This is a genomic window from Amycolatopsis heterodermiae (assembly GCF_034929455.1).
Lineage (GTDB): Bacteria > Actinomycetota > Actinomycetes > Mycobacteriales > Pseudonocardiaceae > Amycolatopsis > Amycolatopsis heterodermiae.
The window spans coordinates 397,910-412,439 of record NZ_JAYFSI010000006.1 but is presented as its reverse complement, the minus strand read 5'-3'; the positions used below and the strand labels follow the sequence as shown (position 1 = coordinate 412,439).

Below are 14,530 nucleotides of genomic sequence, written 5' to 3'. Positions count from 1 at the left end.
CTTCGTCCCGGAAACGGCAACATTTGTTGTCGAATTCGCGACGTCCGGGTCATGGTGGGCGCATGAGCGAAAACAGCAGGTACGACGTGGTGGTGGTGGGTGGCGGCGCCGCGGGACTCAACGCCGCCCTGATGCTCGGCCGGGCGCGCAGGCGCGTCGCGGTCGTCGACGGCGGTGCGCCGCGCAACGCCCCCGCCGCCCACATGCACGGCTTCCTCTCCCGCGACGGGCTCCCGCCGGGCGAGCTCCTCAAGATCGGCCGCGAAGAGCTCCTGGGCTACGGCGTCGACCTGATCGACGACGACGTCGAGCGCCTCGAGCCCGGGTTCACGCTGCGGCTGGCCGGCGGCCGCGAGCTGAGCGCGCGGCGCGTCCTGTGGGCCACCGGGGTCCACGACGACCTTCCCGATATCCCGGGCCTGCGCGAAAGCTGGGGCACCGACGCGGTGACCTGCCCCTACTGCCACGGTTACGAGGTGCGCGACCAGCCGCTCGGCGTGCTCGGCACCGAGCCCGCGAGCGTCGAGCACGCCCTGCTCGTCCGCCAGTGGTCGCCGGACGTCGTGTACTTCGCCCACACCGCGCCACCGTCCGAAGAGGACCGTGAGCGGCTCGACGCGCGGGGCGTCCGGGTCGTCGAAGGGACGGTGACCGGGGTGCGCCGCGAGCACGGCGCGATGACCGGCGTCGAGCTGGGCGGCCGGTTCGTGCCGCGGGTGGCGCTGTTCATCCGCACCCGGACCGTGCCGCACGACGCGCCGCTGCGCGCCCTCGGCTGCGCGGTCGAGGCCGACGTCGTCAAGGTCGACGCCGGCGGGCAGACGAGCGTCCCCGGCGTGTGGGCGGCGGGCAACGTCGTGGACGCGCGGGCCACCGTGATCATCGCCGCGGCGCAGGGCGCGGCGGCCGCGGGCATGCTCAACCACGACCTCGTCACCGAGGACGTCCGCGACGCCGTCGCCGCGTTCGGCGGGTTCACGCCGGCCGCGGAACGCGCCGCCGCGGCCGCGCGCTGACCTGGTGTTCGCGGGCCGCGCGTGCCAGGCTCGGCCCGTGCGCCCGACCCTCTACGACTTCGCCGGCGGGGAACCCGCGTTCCTCGCGCTGGCCGCCGCCCACCACGAACGCTGCCTGGCCGACCCCGAGCTGAACCACCCGTTCTCGCACCCGGGGCAGAACCCGAGGCACGTGGAGCGGCTGGCCTGGTACTGGGGCGAGGTCATGGGCGGCCCGCCGCGGTTCTCGGCCGAGTGCGCCGACCACTCGGCGATGCTCCGGATGCACGCCGGCAACGGCGACATGAGCGACCTCGGCCGCCGGTTCGTCGACTGCTTCGTGCGCGCCGCCGACGACGCCGAACTGCCCGCCGATCCCGAGTTCCGCGCCGCGCTGCGGTCCTACATGGAATGGGCGGTGGCCGAGGTGCTGACCTACCCGGGACCGGCCGAGGAAGTGCCCGCCGACCTGGCCGTCCCGCGCTGGTCGTGGAACGGGTTGCAGACCTTGTACTGAGCCGATCGTTACTGATCCGGCCACAGTCACGGCCGAACAACTTCCCCGGCAACGGTTACCCGCCGCTGCAGCGGTCGGCCTACTTTTGGCCGGATCAGTAACGCCCGGGGCGGCCCCGGCGTCTTGTTGGCAACGACTGGCTGTGGAGGTCCGTCGCAGAGCCGTCCCGGGCGTGTTTCCCCCCAACCCGCCCGGGCCGGTTCGTCCACCGGGCGCCGCGTCCGAAACCCGCCTGCCCCCGCCGCGCATGCCCGGCAGACTGGGCACCATGGCCGACACCTTCACCGGGCTCCTGGACCGGTTCCTCTTCGCCAGCAAGGGTTTCGAACACCACCTGCGCACGGTGGCGCCGGACGGCTGGCACGCGCCGACCCCCTGCACCGAGTGGGACGTCCGGCAGCTGGCCAACCACATGACCCGCGGCAACCTGAACTACGTCGGCCTCGTGCACGGCGCGACCCGCGAGGAGTTCCTGGCTCTACGGGACGAGGACGCGCTCGGCGACGACCCGGTCACGGCGTTCACCGCGTCGGTCACCGCCTGCGCGGACGCCTTCGCCGGGAGCGGCGCGCTGGACCGCGTCGTCGACTACCCGATGGGCGCGCTGACCGGGCGGCAGGCGCTGGCGGTGCGGACCGCCGACAGCGTCGTCCACACCTGGGACCTGGCCCGCGCCCTCGGCGCCGACGACACGCTCGACGCCGACCTCGTCGCGTGGGTCGGCGACGGGTACGACGACATCTTCGCCGGGCTCGCGGTGGACCGCTTCTTCGCCGGTCAACCGGCCGTCCCGCCCACGGCGTCGCGCCAGGACCGGCTGCTCACGCGGTTCGGCCGGGATCCCCGCTGACCGGGCAGTCCAGCCGGTCCGCCAGCTCGGTCAGCGCCTGGCCCAGCGGCCGGTCCACCCGCACCGTCGCGTAGCGGTCGCCACGGGTCTCGCCGTGGTTGACGATCACCACCGGCTTGCCCGCGTTCGCCGCGTGCCGGACGAACCGCAGGCCGGACATCACGGTCAGGGACGAGCCGAGGACGACCAGCGCGTCGGCGTCGTCGACCAGCCGGAAGCACTGCTCGACGCGCGGGCGCGGCACGTTCTCGCCGAAGAACACCACGTCGGGCTTGAGCACGCCGGACACGCAGTCCGCGCACGGCACCAGGCTGAACCGGCGCACGACGTCCTCGGGCAGCTCGACGTCGCCGTCCGGGTTGATCCGGGTCGCGGTGCCTTCGAAGCCCGGGTTGGCCGCGCGCAGCCGCCGGTCCAGCTCCCCGCGCGGGCTCGTGCGGCGGCAATCGAGGCAGATCACGCGGTCGAGGCTGCCGTGCAGCTCGACGGCATCCGCGGTGCCCGCCGCCTGGTGCAGCCCGTCGACGTTCTGGGTGATCACGCCGGAGACGAACCCGCCGTCGCACAGGGCGGTCACCGCGCGGTGACCGTCGTTCGGGTCGGCGCGGGCGATCGTGCGCCAGCCGAGGTGGCTGCGCGCCCAGTAGCGCTGCCGGCCGGCGTCGCTGGTGACGAACTCGTCGTAGGTCATCGGCGTGTGGCGGCGCAGGCTGCCGCCTTCGCCGCGGTAGTCGGGGATCCCCGACTCGGTGGACAGCCCGGCGCCGCTCAGCACGGCGACCCGCCGCCGGGAGACGACGTCGGTCAGCTCGTCGAGGCTGGACGTCCGCGGCAGCGGCGCGTCCGCCGAAGTCCAGGTCAGGGTGGGCCGGGTCCGCACCGGACCAGCCTACGTGGACTTCTCGAACCAGTGGTCGGCGTAGTGCTCGTCGTTGAACGCCGGGACCTCGCGGTAGCCGGCCGCGCGGTACAGGCCGATCGCCTCGGCGAGCGCGCGGTTCGTCTCCAGCCGCAGCGTGCGGACGCCGTTCGCGGCCGCGTGCGCCTCCAGCTCGCCCAGCAGCCGCCGGCCGAGCCCGAGGCCGCGCGCCGACGGCGCCACCCACATCCGCTTGACCTCCGCGGGCGCGCCGTCGTGGAACTTCAGCGCACCGCAGCCGACCGGCTCGCCGCGGAGCGTGGCCACCAGCAGCACCCCGGCGGGCGGGGTCATCTCGTCGTCGGCCGCGGGGTTGCTGCGCTCCGGCTCGAAGCCGCCGTCGAACCGCCGGGCCAGCTCCGCGAAGTACTCCCCCAGGCAGAACCGGGCGTCCGGGTGCCCGGGCAGGCGCGCGTCGACCGTGACGGCCGACGCCGTCAGGAGCCGCTCGACCTCGGCCATCGCGGCCACGAGCCGGGTGCGCTGCCCCTCGGACAGCGGTTCGAGGATCGCGGTGGCCGAGGCGTCGGAAAGCTCGTCCAGCGTGCCGCGCTCGGCGAGCCCGGCCTCGGTCGGGCGCGCGACGCGGACCCGGCCGTCGTCGCCGCTGCGCTCGACGCGGACGAGGCCGTCCTGCTCCAGCGCGCGCAGCAGCCTGCTGAGGTAGCCGGAGTCGAGGTCGAGCCGTTCCCGCAGCTCCCGGACGTCGCGCCCGGCCTCGCCGAGCTCCCACAGCACGCGCGCCTGCCCGAGCGGCCGGGCGCGGGCCAGGAACGCGTCCTCGAGCGCGCCGATCCGCTGGGTGACGGTCCGGTTGAACCGCCGCACGCCGTCCACCAGGTCCCGGTCCATTCTCTGACTGTAGTCAGCGATCCTTCCGCACGTGTGCCTGCACGTGCCGCGACTCTTCGTCGGCAAGGTTCCCGGAGATCCACCCGCCCTGGTGTCGGCGAGGCCCGCTTCCGGTGAAAATCCGCCGCCGCGGGCACGGCCCGTACCGGCGGGAACCGCCCCATGGGCGGGTTTGGTCACCCGGTCCCGGTGCGCAGTCCTCGGAAGTCGGAGAACCGTCCATCGAGGAGGTTGTGATGTTCCGGAAAATGGTGGCCTGCGCAGCGGCGGCACTGGCGCTCGTCCCGGTGGTGTCCACGCCCGCGTACGCGTCCCCCGCGGACCTCTATCCCGCGCAAGTCCTCCAGCTGACCAACAGCAACCGGGTGCAGAACGGGTGCAAGCCGCTCACCGCCGACCCGCAGCTCGCGGTGGCCGCCCAGGCGCACAACGACGAGATGGCCCAGTACCGCTACTTCAGCCATACCGGCCGCAAGGGCGAGAACCCCGCGGCGCGGATCACCGACGCCGGCTACCGCTGGGCGCAGTGGGCCGAGAACATCGCCGCCGGCCAGCGCACGCCCACCGCGGTCGTCGACGCGTGGATGCACAGCCCGGTGCACCGGGCCAACATCCTCGACTGCTCGCTGCGCGAGATCGGCATCGGCTACAGCCTCGATTCGGCGAAGAAGGCGTACTGGACGCAGGACTTCGGGACGCCCCGGACGTAGCTCAGCCGAGCACCGGCCGGGTGCTCTCGAAGTGGATCGGCAGGGTGTACAGCCCGCGCGCCCGGTGGCCGGGCAGCCAGCCGTGGAAGTAGATCCGGTCCCCGGCGACGTCCGCGCCGCCGGGACCGTCCACGGCGGACCCCAGGCCGCCGGTCGTGAGCAGGTCACCGGCCTTGCGGTACGGACCGGCCAGCGCGGCCGAGACGGCGTACGAGGTGTGGTAGCTGGAGTCCGTGAACTTCCCGGCCGAGTACAGCAGCGTGTAACCGCCGGGGGTCTTCACCAGGCACGGTGCTTCGATGACGCCCTGCTCGGCGGGCGCGTCCACGCGCAGCAGCGTCCGGCGCCCGCCGACGAGCGTCAGGCCGGCGGGATCGACCTGCTGCAGCCAGATCGTGGACGCGCCGCCGGGGCCGTGAAGGCTCTTGTACAGCAGGTAGGTCGTGCCGCCGGTGTCGGTGAACGCCTGCGGGTCGATGTCGCTCCCGTCGCCGGGCCGGCAGACCAGCGGCCGGTCGCCCGCCGGCCGGTACGGCCCGGTGACGGCGCCGGCCACCGCGGCGCCGACGCACATGAAGCCGGTGGCGACCGCCGTCGCCGAGAAGTACATGAGCCACGAGCCGTCGGCCCGCCGCGAAACGTCCGGCGCCCAGTACGACGTCCCCTCGGCGGCCCAGGACGGGCGGGCGGCGAGCGCGTCCCCGGTGATCGTCCACGCCCCGGACGCGGACGACGCCATCGGGATCGAGCCGGCGGGACCGGCCGTGGCGAAGGCGACCTGCTCGCCCGGCACCACGCCGGGGTCCGGGAAGTCCTGGCCCAGCAGCAGATCCGGCGCCGGGCCCCGCCCCGCCGCGGGCAACAGCAGCACGGCCAGGAGACAGAGTGTCCACAGTGGACTTCGCAGGTTCATCGTCGGCTCCCCGGGCCGCGATGGTCGGTTCCGCCATGATCGAGGCAGGCCGGTTCCCCTGCCACCGTCGCGGTTTCCGGGCCGCCGCCGCGCTGACGGTCCGCGACCGGGCGGACGTACCCCGGGTCCCCCGAGCCGGGAACGGGGAGACCCCCGTCCGGCCCAATCGGCCGCGCCCGCGGGGACCGCCCGTGACGCAAACCCGGCCGTCTCACACTTTCCATCGAACCCGCCCCGCCACCGCCCGGATCGCGTAGTCTCCTCACGCCCGGTGACGAAGGGGAGGAAACGCGCGTGAGCTGGCAGTTCGGGCCGTACCGGGTGGAGTCCCTGATCGCCCGCGGCGGGATGGGCGAGGTCCTGCGGGCCTACGACACCCGCCACGACCGCGTCGTCGCGCTGAAGCTGCTCGCCCCGGAGTTCGCCGCCGACCAGGCGTTCCAGGAGCGTTTCCGGCGCGAGGCGCACGCGGTGGCGCGGCTGCGGGAGCCGCACGTCATCCCGATCCACGCCTACGGCGAGATCGACGGGCGGCTCTACCTCGACATGCGCCTGGTCGAGGGCGACGACCTCGGCACCCGGCTCACCGCGGGCGGGCCGCTGCCGGCCGCCGACGCCGTCGACGTCGTCGGCCAGATCGCGCAGGCACTGGCCGCCGCGCACGCCGAAGGCCTGGTGCACCGGGACGTCAAGCCGTCGAACGTGCTCGTCGGGCCGACCGGGTTCGCCTACCTCGTGGACTTCGGCATCGCCCGCGCCGCGGGCCTCAGCACCGAGCTGACCGCGACCGGCGGCGCCGTCGGCACCCTCGACTACATGGCGCCGGAACGGTTCACCGACGCGCCCGCCGACCACCGCGTCGACGTCTATTCGCTGGCCTGCGTGCTGCACCAGTGCCTGACCGGCAGCAAGCCGTTCGCGGCGACGACCGCCGCGGCCCTGATCGGCGCCCACCTCCACCAGCCGCCGCCGCGGCCGAGCGAACTGCGGCCCGGCCTGCCCGCGGCGTTCGACGACGTCGTCGCGCGCGGCATGGCGAAGGACCCGGCGGAGCGGTTCGGGACCGTCGCGGAACTCGCCGGCGCCGCGCGGGCCGCGCTCGGCGGCACGAGCCCGGTCCCCTCCCCCGCACCGCCGACCCGGCAGGCGACGCGGACGGTACCGCCGCCCGACACGGTGGTCACGCGGAGTTCGAAGGCGCCGTGGCTGGTCGCCGGGGTGGCGGTCCTCGCCCTGGTGGCCGTCGGCGTGTGGTTCGTGGTCGAGAAGTCGTCGTCGCAGGCCGGGGCGACGCCGAGCCCGTCGGCGCCGTCGTCGACAACGCCGCCGCCGACGTCCAGTTCACCGACCTCGAGTGCACCGCCGCCGGTGACGACCACCCAGGTGACCGTGCAGACCTCGGTCGTCTCCAGCGCCGACCTCGGGCTGGCGACCCCGCTGAGCACCCCCGCGTGCGACGGCTCCTACGTCGTGGTGCTCGGCTCCGCGATCACCCCGGCCCGCTACCGCGCCGACGTCCAGCAGTTCCTGACCGCCCACCCGGGCGCGCACTACCTGCACACGCCGAGCACCGGCTGCGGCTCGCTGCGCCAGCAGGTGAACGGCGCCGACGTGTACGCCATCTACGACGGGCCGTTCCCCGCCAAGGAGAGCGCGTGCGCACGGCGGTCCGGAGCCGCCTACGTCAAGAAGCTCGACAACACGACGTCGCCGGCCACGGTCGTCACCTGCTGACGAACGGGCCGTCCCAGACCGACTCCGCGTCCACAAAGGACTGAAGGAGCGTGGTCAGGGTGGTGTCGCCGCGGGCGTTCAGCTCCTCGGAGGCGATGCGCCGGGCGACCCCGGCGAGGAAGTCGGCGACCTGGACGCGGGCGTCGGACCGCGAGTCGACGAACCGCACCCCCGCCAGCCGGGGCCCGAGCGTGGCCTTGAGCTGCAGGACGCGCTCGGCGGTCAGCGCGAGCTGCTCGTCGTGCACCACGGCGACCGGGGTGCCGCCGGCGCTCCAGTGCCGGATGGTGCGGAGCACCGCGGGCACGAGCGGATCCAGCACCGGCACGACGCTCGGGTCCTCGGCCAGCCGGGCCCGGTAGGCGGCCACGCGCTCGCCGCCGTCGCGGAAGCGGCCCATGATCTCGCCGGCCTCGCCCGGGGTCCCGGCGAGCTCGCCGACCAGGGTGAAGAACTCGGCGGGTGACGTCGTCAGGCCGCGGCGCGGGTTGAGCCGCAGCACGCTGGTGAAGGCCGCCAGGAAGAAGTCCCAGCGGGCGCCGAACGCCGCCCGGCCGCCGCGGTGCAGCGTGCGGGCCATGGCGTCGGTGCCGGGCTCGGCCAGCAGCGTCACGGCGGCCCGCACGGCGAAGAACGTCTTGTCGGTCAGGTGCACGTGGCCGCGGCCGGCGAGCGGGCCCGCCGGGTCGAGCAGCCATTCGAGCACCGGCCGGTGCTTGGCGCGCAGCAGGTGGTTGGCCTTGTACTCCTCGGCGGGCGAGCCGATGCGGCGCCGGATCTCCCGCACGCAGGCGCGGGCCTCGTCCGGCGTCATCCGGATCCCGGCGTGCGCGAAGACGTCCGTTTCGCCGCCGACGAGGTTCTCCCCCTCCGAACCCGACTCGTCGCAGGCGATCTCGACCGGGTTCACCCGCCCGATGGTGCCAGACGGGCCGGGCCGCGGCGAGCCCATTACCTGGGCGAAGCCTCGCGCACGGGGCAGCGGAGGCACATAATGCGTCCCGGTCACGGTTGGGCGACGACGGCTAACGAGCACGCGCCCTCCGGAGACTCGAGGAGCAGGTGTTGGGAGGCGCGGATGGCCACGGACCACGGGCCGGCCCGGCTGGCCCTGGCGGCGGCCGTGGTCGCGCTGCTGCTGGGCGGCGGCGGGGTGCTGGTGCAGCAACGGCTGGCGGCCGCCGGCGACGCGTCCGAGGTGACCGGGGCCGGCGGCGCCACGCTCAGCGTCGGGGACATCGAGGTCGTCGTGCCCCCGGACGCCGTCGTGGCCGGCACCCGGCTGTCCGCCCACGCCGCGCCGGAGCCGGGTGCCCTGACCCCGGCGGCGCGCCGGACCGGCGGCGGCGCCGAGCTGACCTTCGACGCCGGTGCGCGGCCGCGGCTGCCGGTCCAGGTGCGGATCCCGGTGCCCGCCGCACCGCCGCCCGGGTTCGCACCGGTCGTCGTCACCGCGAACGGGACGCGCCTCGCCCTCGCGACCTACGACGCCGCGAGCGGCAGGATCGTCGCCGACCTGGCACCCGACGGCGCCTTCTGGGGCGGGCTGCTCGACTTCGCCGCGCTCGGCCGCGGGGTCGGCCAGGCCGCGGCGGACCCGCCGGCGACGTGCCTCGGGCGCGCGGCCAGTTCGTCCGGCCTCACCGTCGAAGTCGGCGGGACGGCGGGCACCGACCCGCGGTCGCCGGTCCGGGCGTGCGTGACCGCGAACGGCGGCGGCGCGAGCGTCACCCTGACGTCGAACGCGCGGGTGCCCTACCGGCTCGTCGTGCCGCCGGGCTGGCCGGAGCCGACCGCCCGCACCGCGGCGCCGAGCACGTCCGCCGTCCAGCTGTTCCCGCAGCCCCGGTTCCACGACCTGCTCTGGCCCGGCGCGGGTGTCACCTACGACGTCGCCGTCACGCGGCTGCCGGCGACCCTCCGCGGCCAGGCCGATCCCGGCCCGTACCTCGGGCTGGTGCTGGCCTGGACGGCCCACCGCGCGGCCGGGCTCTTCGGCATGGCGCTCGACCGGCCCGGCCAGCTCGAGCAGGACCCGGGTGTGCTGGCCTGCGCGGCGGAGGCGGGCGCCGCGCACTACGCCGCCGAACGGCCGTTCGCCCAGGTCGCGGCGGAGACCTGGACGGCGCTCGCGGCGTGCGGCACGGCGGACGCGGGCGCGTTGCACAGCTTCCTGGCCGCCGGGATCGGCCCGTTGACCTCCTGGCTCGCGGACGCCGCGGGCAGCCCCGGCGTCGAGGTGCCGCTGACCGCGAGCCGCGGCACCGGGCGGTTCACGCAGGCCGTCGCCTACCGGGCGTGGACCGGCACGCGGGTCGCCGCCGGGATCCGGACCACGGCCGCGTCCGGCACCTGTCCGGCGGTGTCCGCGGTGACCGGCCGGCACGACGCCTACCGCTGCACGGCCGGCGACAAGGTGTACGACCCGTGTTTCGCCGCCACGGCGGCGAACGCGCGGCACCAGGTCGTCTGCCCGACGGCGCCGACCCGGGCCGTGCTGCTGTCCTACAGCGGCGCCCTGCCGTCACCGCCCGCGGCCGGCGGGATGGCCAGCCCGTTCCTGCTCACCCTCGAAAGCGGCCTGCAGTGCGGCGCCGCGCCCCCGCCCGCGCGCTACACCTGCACCGACGGCCGGACCGTGCTGTCCGGCGACCCGGACACCTCGACTCCACTGTGGACGGTCCCGGCGGGGGCCGCCCCGCCGGCGACGATCACGAAGGCCTACACCTAGGCCAGCGTGATCTTGCCGCCGGTGACCGTGACCGACTTCTTCTCCAGGGGCTGCGTCGCCGGCCCGGCCGCCACCGAGCCGTCGGCGATCTTGAACTTGCTGCCGTGGCAGGGACAGTTGATGGTGCCGCCGGAGACGGCGTCGACCGCGCAGCCCTGGTGCGTGCAGATCGCCGAGAAGGCGGCGAACGTGCCCGCCGCCGGCTGCGTCACCACGACCTGCTTGTCCGCGAACACCTTCCCGCCGCCGACCGGGACGTCACCCGCCGCGCCGAGCTCGGTGCCACTGCCCGCGGCGGGTTGCGGCGAGGACGTCCCGCCGCCGTAGGTGCTGCAGCCCGCCACCAGCCCGGCGCCCAGCACCGCGAGCGCCGTCCGGCGGCCCAGCGTTTCGTCGTCGCGCACGATCGTCCCCCTAGAAGGTCAAGCCGGATTGGGTGAAGAACCACAACGACGCGCTCAGCCAGAGCCCGACCAGCGCGGTGAAGACGAGCCCGCCGATGAGCGGGAGCGACCAGCCGGGCGCCCCGTCGCGGCGCAGCAGCAGCATCTTCACGACGAAGACGCCGTAGAAGAAGCAGCCCAGCAGCGAATGCAGCAGGACGCGGGTGTCGAACGACTGGAACCCGAGCGCGTAGAGGCAGTGCAGCGCCACCGGGATCGACACCAGGAACGCCAGGCGGCCCGACCAGCGGTGCACCGGCGAAACCCACGCGGGCGCGGTGCGCCCGAGCTTGCCGTACAGCACCAAGGCCGTGACGAGCTGCACGAGCGCCAGCACGACGACGACCGTGGCCAGCCACGCCTTCACCGACTGCGGGCTCGAGAAGCCCGCGACGTTCACCGCCACCCCGGTCGGGGTGTGCAGGTTGCCGTAGACGCCGAGCGCCACCGCCACGACGGCGCCGACCAGCAGCGGCACGAGGAGCACGGACCCGGCCCGGTTGCCGGCCGCGGGGGCGGTCATCAGAACTCACCCGATCCGTCGACGCCGCTGATCGGCTCGGCGACCACCAGGGCGCCCTCGACCGTCGCGGTCCGCTCCGCCGGGTCGAGCACCGGCGCGGCGGCGGACTGGTCGTCCGTCGTGAGGATGCCGACCTGGCTGCCGTCGGCCTGGACGATCCAGCCGGCCTTCGAGGCCTTGCCCCGCACCTTCGGCGCCGCCCGGTAGAGCCCGGCGGGCTTCTTGGCCGGTCCCGCGGTGAACCGCCACGTCTTGCCGCCCGCGGTGACCGAGCCGGTCACCGCCGTGGCGTCGTAGCTCCCGGTGAGGCTCGCGCCCTTGGGGCCCGTGAGGTCCAGCTTCCCGCCGGCCGTCACGCCCTGCAGCCAGGCTTCGACCTTTTTGCCGTCACAGACGTAGGCGATCGCGTGGCCGTCACGGATCGACACCGCGACCGACGCGCCGCCGCCCTCGACACGACCGGCGTAGTCCGCCCGCGCCGGCGCGTCGACGGTCTTCGCCGGCTGCGTCGAGGGCGGCGATGTCGTCACCGCCGGTGCCGTCGTGGGCGGCGCGCCCGCGGCGTTCGCGGCGCCGGCGACCGGCGTCGCGCCGGTCCCCGTCACCAGGTTGGTGATCCCGATCCCGCCGGCCAGCACGACCCCGGCGAGCAAGGTGAACAACGGCCCCGCACGTTTCATGGTCTTCCCCGCATCTCCCGACCCACCACCGTGCCCCTTAACACGGAAGCCGGGCCGAAGCGGCTCAAACGCTACGCGAGGAAAACAGCTATCGCTTAGCCCGCGCAACTGGTCGGTGCGTGGTTGACTGGCGCCATGCTGCCCTGGGACGGCGTTCTCGCCGGCCGGCTCGACCGGCACACCGTGAACTCCGCGCTGCTGCGCGGCAATCCGCTCGGCGACCCGCACGAGCGGCCGCTGTGGGTGTACGTCCCCCCGGGCTACGACGACGGCGCCGAGCGGTACCCGGTGGTGTACGTGATCCAGGGCTACACCGGGCACCTGGCCATGTGGGCCAACCGGACGCCGTTCCGGCAGCCGTTCCCCGAAACGGCCGATGCCGTGTTCGCCAATGGCGCACCGCCCTGCGTCGTGGTGTACGTCGACGCGTGGACCGCTTACGGGGGCTCGCAGTTCGTCGACTCGCCGGGCACCGGCCGGTACCACTCGTACCTGTGCGACGAGATCGTGCCGTGGGTCGACGAGCACTACCGCACCATCCCGGACCGCGAATCCCGGGCCATCACGGGCAAGTCGTCGGGCGGCTTCGGCGCGATGATCACGCCGATGCTGCGCCCGGACCTGTTCGGCGCGCTGGCCACCCACGCCGGCGACACGCTGTACGAACTCTGTTACGTCCCGGACTTCGGCGACGCGGTCCGCGCCCTGCGCGGCTACGACCAGGACATCCAGCGGTGGTGGGCGGACTTCCGCGCCCGCCCGGCGTTCACCAAGCCGGAGGACGGGAACCTGCTGCAGCTGATCGGTGTCTCGGCCTGTTTCTCCCCCGGCTCGGACGGCAAACCGGAGCTGCCGTTCGACCCCGCGACGGGCGTGCTGCGGCCGGAGACGTGGCAGCGCTGGCTCGACTGGGACCCGGTCCGGATGGTGCCGGACCACGCGGAGGCGGTCCGTTCCCTGCGCGCGGTCTGGATCGACGCGGGCACCCGCGACGAGTACCACCTCGACGTCGGCGCGCAGGCGTTCCGTGACCAGCTGGCGAAGGTGGGCGTCCCGGACGAGCGGGTGCATTTCGAGCTGTTCGACGCGGGCCACGCCGCGATCGACTACCGCTACCCGCTTTCCCTGGCCTGGCTGGCGGAACGGCTGGCCCGCTGAGCCCGGGACCGGCGGGCGACCACGTGCGGATCCGCCCGGTGCAAGTTCTCGTGAGTGGTTAGGGCGGTTCCAGCGTTCGGCCACCTACCGGAACACCGCCGGTCCGCGTCGAGCAGGCCCGGCACCCAGCCACGGCAGGCCAACCCACCGCACCAGAAGCCACACGCGCCACGCCGGTACCGCTCGTGAGTGGTTAAGGCGGTTAGAACCGCCCTAACCACTCACGAGAAGCCGCGGCAGACCGCCCACTGAGGTTTCGTACAGCCGCTAGGGTCGGGCCATGGTGACCGAGACCGACCTGGTGCTGCCCGACGGCCGGACGTTGCGCGTCCACGACACCGGCGGGCCCGCCCGGCTCACCGTCCTGTGGCACCACGGCACGCCCAACACCGGGACGCCGCCCGCGCCGCTCGTGCGGACGTCCCCCGATGTCCGGTGGGTGGCCTACGACCGGCCCGGTTACGGGACCTCGACGCCGGTGCCCGGGCGGGACGTCGCGAACGCCGCCGAGTGCGCCACCGCCGTCGCCGATGCGCTGGGGCTCGGCGAGTTCGCCGTGATGGGGCACTCGGGCGGCGGGGCGCACGCCCTCGCCTGCGCCGCGCTCCTGCCCGGCCGGGTCGTCGCCGCGGTGAGCGTTTCCGCCATGGCGCCGTTCGACGCGGCGGGGCTCGACTGGTTCGGCGGCATGGCCGCGGCGAGCGCGGCCTCCCTGCGCGCGGCCGCCGAAGGCCGTGCGGCCAAGGAAAAGCACGAGGCCACCGCCGCATTCGACCCGGGTATCTTCACGGCCGCGGACTTCGCCGCGCTCGAGGGTTCGCAGTCGTGGCTGAACGACGTCGTCCGCGCGGCCCAGGACGGCGGCAACGGCGGGCTGATCGACGACGACCTCGCGTACGTCACGCCGTGGGGCTGCGATCCGGCGTCGATCACCGCGCCCCTGCTGGTGCTGCACGGCGAAGACGACCGGCTGATCCCCGCGACGCACGGCGCGTGGCTCGCCGAGCACTGCCCCACCGCGGAGTTCCGGGCCTACCCAGCCGAGGGGCACCTGTCCGTGCTCGACCACGCCGCCGACGCCCTTGAGTGGCTCGCGCACCGCTGATCAGGTCAGCACCAGCGCGGCGACCACCGGCGCCATGTACATCAGCGGGAAAGCCAGGTGCGCGTACGACTTCGCCCGCGCGACCGTGATGACGGCGCCGGTGAAGTACAGCACCAGCCCGATTCCGGCGGCGACGCCGATCACCGGCACGAACAGGCCGGCGACGAGCCCCACCGCGCCGGCGGCCTTGGCGGTGCCGAGCCACGGCCACCACGAGCGGGGCACGCCGTACTCGGCGAGCGGCTCGACGACCCACTTCGCGTGGGTGAAGACCGAGCAGGCCGAGAACCCGGCCATGGCGGCACCGAGGATGCTGACGATCAGGTAGGCGGTGGACATCGGGGCTCCCCAAGGGTTTCCGGCCCCCGGGGTTCGGGGGTCCGTCACCTGCTCGACCCCG

General features: G+C 74.4%; 16 protein-coding genes. 8 read left to right on the top strand and 8 right to left on the bottom strand.

The genetic code is table 11. From position 1 onward, the window contains the following. Positions 1 to 62 precede the first annotated feature (62 nt). The 3 genes from VA596_RS26885 (at position 63) to VA596_RS26875 (ending at position 2,362) form a co-directional block, all read left to right on the top strand. Positions 63 to 1,016: an NAD(P)/FAD-dependent oxidoreductase gene (locus VA596_RS26885; RefSeq protein ID WP_323330937.1), complete on the top strand. Its 954-nt coding sequence runs from the start codon at positions 63 to 65 to the stop codon at positions 1,014 to 1,016. A 37-nt stretch (positions 1,017 to 1,053) separates the two neighbouring features. After that, positions 1,054 to 1,512 carry a group II truncated hemoglobin gene (locus VA596_RS26880; RefSeq protein ID WP_323330936.1) on the top strand — a complete coding sequence of 153 codons (459 nt, stop codon included), beginning with the start codon at positions 1,054 to 1,056 and terminating at the stop codon, positions 1,510 to 1,512. A gap of 268 nt (positions 1,513 to 1,780) precedes the next feature. After that, positions 1,781 to 2,362: a TIGR03086 family metal-binding protein gene (locus VA596_RS26875; RefSeq protein WP_323330935.1), complete on the top strand. Its 582-nt coding sequence runs from the start codon at positions 1,781 to 1,783 to the stop codon at positions 2,360 to 2,362. On the opposite strand, the gene VA596_RS26870 is transcribed toward VA596_RS26875, so the two are convergent. Then, complete coding sequence (locus VA596_RS26870; RefSeq protein WP_323330934.1) at positions 2,334 to 3,242, bottom strand: NAD-dependent protein deacetylase; 909 nt, start codon at positions 3,240 to 3,242, stop codon at positions 2,334 to 2,336. The two genes, VA596_RS26875 and VA596_RS26870, sit on opposite strands and share 29 nt — an antisense overlap. Positions 3,243 to 3,251: 9 nt before the next feature. Beyond that, a complete protein-coding gene (locus VA596_RS26865) occupies positions 3,252 to 4,133 on the bottom strand; it encodes a bifunctional helix-turn-helix transcriptional regulator/GNAT family N-acetyltransferase (protein WP_323330933.1) in 882 nt (293 codons plus the stop codon). Between the two features lie 236 nt (positions 4,134 to 4,369). On the opposite strand from VA596_RS26865, the gene VA596_RS26860 reads away from it, so the two are divergent. Then, complete coding sequence (locus VA596_RS26860) at positions 4,370 to 4,843, top strand: CAP domain-containing protein (RefSeq protein WP_323330932.1); 474 nt, start codon at positions 4,370 to 4,372, stop codon at positions 4,841 to 4,843. A 1-nt stretch (position 4,844) separates the two neighbouring features. Here the strand turns inward: VA596_RS26860 and VA596_RS26855 are convergent, their stop codons facing one another. After that, complete coding sequence (locus VA596_RS26855) at positions 4,845 to 5,756, bottom strand: glycoside hydrolase family 43 protein (RefSeq protein WP_323330931.1); 912 nt, start codon at positions 5,754 to 5,756, stop codon at positions 4,845 to 4,847. A gap of 294 nt (positions 5,757 to 6,050) precedes the next feature. Here VA596_RS26855 and VA596_RS26850 point away from each other — a divergent pair, with 294 nt between their 5' ends. Further along, positions 6,051 to 7,490 (top strand): serine/threonine-protein kinase, encoded by a 1,440-nt coding sequence (locus VA596_RS26850; protein ID WP_323330930.1) that lies wholly within the window; start codon positions 6,051 to 6,053, stop codon positions 7,488 to 7,490. On the opposite strand, the gene VA596_RS26845 is transcribed toward VA596_RS26850, so the two are convergent. Further along, a complete protein-coding gene (locus VA596_RS26845; protein WP_323330929.1) occupies positions 7,480 to 8,400 on the bottom strand; it encodes a DUF3800 domain-containing protein in 921 nt (306 codons plus the stop codon). The genes VA596_RS26850 and VA596_RS26845 overlap by 11 nt on opposite strands. A 168-nt stretch (positions 8,401 to 8,568) precedes the next feature. Here VA596_RS26845 and VA596_RS26840 point away from each other — a divergent pair, with 168 nt between their 5' ends. Next, positions 8,569 to 10,221 carry a hypothetical protein gene (locus VA596_RS26840; RefSeq protein WP_323330928.1) on the top strand — a complete coding sequence of 551 codons (1,653 nt, stop codon included), beginning with the start codon at positions 8,569 to 8,571 and terminating at the stop codon, positions 10,219 to 10,221. Here the strand turns inward: VA596_RS26840 and VA596_RS26835 are convergent. The 3 genes from VA596_RS26835 to VA596_RS26825 are packed head-to-tail and all read right to left on the bottom strand — an operon-like array spanning position 10,218 to position 11,867. Then, complete coding sequence (locus VA596_RS26835) at positions 10,218 to 10,625, bottom strand: Rieske (2Fe-2S) protein (protein ID WP_323330927.1); 408 nt, start codon at positions 10,623 to 10,625, stop codon at positions 10,218 to 10,220. The two genes, VA596_RS26840 and VA596_RS26835, sit on opposite strands and share 4 nt — an antisense overlap. 10 nt (positions 10,626 to 10,635) lie before the next feature. Continuing rightward, positions 10,636 to 11,187, bottom strand: a complete 552-nt coding sequence (locus tag VA596_RS26830) for a DUF6529 family protein (protein WP_323330926.1) — start codon at positions 11,185 to 11,187, stop codon at positions 10,636 to 10,638. Next, complete coding sequence (locus VA596_RS26825) at positions 11,187 to 11,867, bottom strand: hypothetical protein (RefSeq protein WP_323330925.1); 681 nt, start codon at positions 11,865 to 11,867, stop codon at positions 11,187 to 11,189. The genes VA596_RS26830 and VA596_RS26825 overlap by 1 nt, the downstream gene beginning before the upstream one ends. A 135-nt stretch (positions 11,868 to 12,002) precedes the next feature. Between VA596_RS26825 and VA596_RS26820 the strand changes: the two genes are divergently transcribed. Together VA596_RS26820 and VA596_RS26815 are read left to right on the top strand one after the other, a co-directional pair. Further along, on the top strand, positions 12,003 to 13,025 hold the full coding sequence (locus VA596_RS26820; protein ID WP_323330924.1) for an alpha/beta hydrolase-fold protein: 1,023 nt from the start codon (positions 12,003 to 12,005) through the stop codon (positions 13,023 to 13,025). Between the two features lie 280 nt (positions 13,026 to 13,305). Continuing rightward, a complete protein-coding gene (locus tag VA596_RS26815) occupies positions 13,306 to 14,130 on the top strand; it encodes an alpha/beta fold hydrolase (protein ID WP_323330923.1) in 825 nt (274 codons plus the stop codon). Here VA596_RS26815 and VA596_RS26810 read toward each other — a convergent pair whose 3' ends face one another. Then, a complete protein-coding gene (locus tag VA596_RS26810; protein WP_323330922.1) occupies positions 14,131 to 14,469 on the bottom strand; it encodes a DoxX family protein in 339 nt (112 codons plus the stop codon). It abuts the gene before it with no gap. Between the last annotated feature and the right edge of the window lie 61 nt (positions 14,470 to 14,530).

Excerpts from the sequence above, each read along its gene's own strand:
- VA596_RS26885 (WP_323330937.1), top strand. The coding sequence starts at position 63 with ATGAGCGAAAACAGCAGGTACGACGTGGTGGTGGTGGGTGGCGGCGCC.
- VA596_RS26875 (WP_323330935.1), top strand. The coding sequence starts at position 1,781 with ATGGCCGACACCTTCACCGGGCTCCTGGACCGGTTCCTCTTCGCCAGC.
- VA596_RS26865 (WP_323330933.1), bottom strand. The coding sequence starts at position 4,133 with ATGGACCGGGACCTGGTGGACGGCGTGCGGCGGTTCAACCGGACCGTC.
- VA596_RS26860 (WP_323330932.1), top strand. The coding sequence starts at position 4,370 with ATGTTCCGGAAAATGGTGGCCTGCGCAGCGGCGGCACTGGCGCTCGTC.
- VA596_RS26855 (WP_323330931.1), bottom strand. The coding sequence starts at position 5,756 with ATGAACCTGCGAAGTCCACTGTGGACACTCTGTCTCCTGGCCGTGCTG.
- VA596_RS26840 (WP_323330928.1), top strand. The coding sequence starts at position 8,569 with ATGGCCACGGACCACGGGCCGGCCCGGCTGGCCCTGGCGGCGGCCGTG.
- VA596_RS26830 (WP_323330926.1), bottom strand. The coding sequence starts at position 11,187 with ATGACCGCCCCCGCGGCCGGCAACCGGGCCGGGTCCGTGCTCCTCGTG.
- VA596_RS26825 (WP_323330925.1), bottom strand. The coding sequence starts at position 11,867 with ATGAAACGTGCGGGGCCGTTGTTCACCTTGCTCGCCGGGGTCGTGCTG.
- VA596_RS26820 (WP_323330924.1), top strand. The coding sequence starts at position 12,003 with ATGCTGCCCTGGGACGGCGTTCTCGCCGGCCGGCTCGACCGGCACACC.
- VA596_RS26815 (WP_323330923.1), top strand. The coding sequence starts at position 13,306 with ATGGTGACCGAGACCGACCTGGTGCTGCCCGACGGCCGGACGTTGCGC.
- VA596_RS26810 (WP_323330922.1), bottom strand. The coding sequence starts at position 14,469 with ATGTCCACCGCCTACCTGATCGTCAGCATCCTCGGTGCCGCCATGGCC.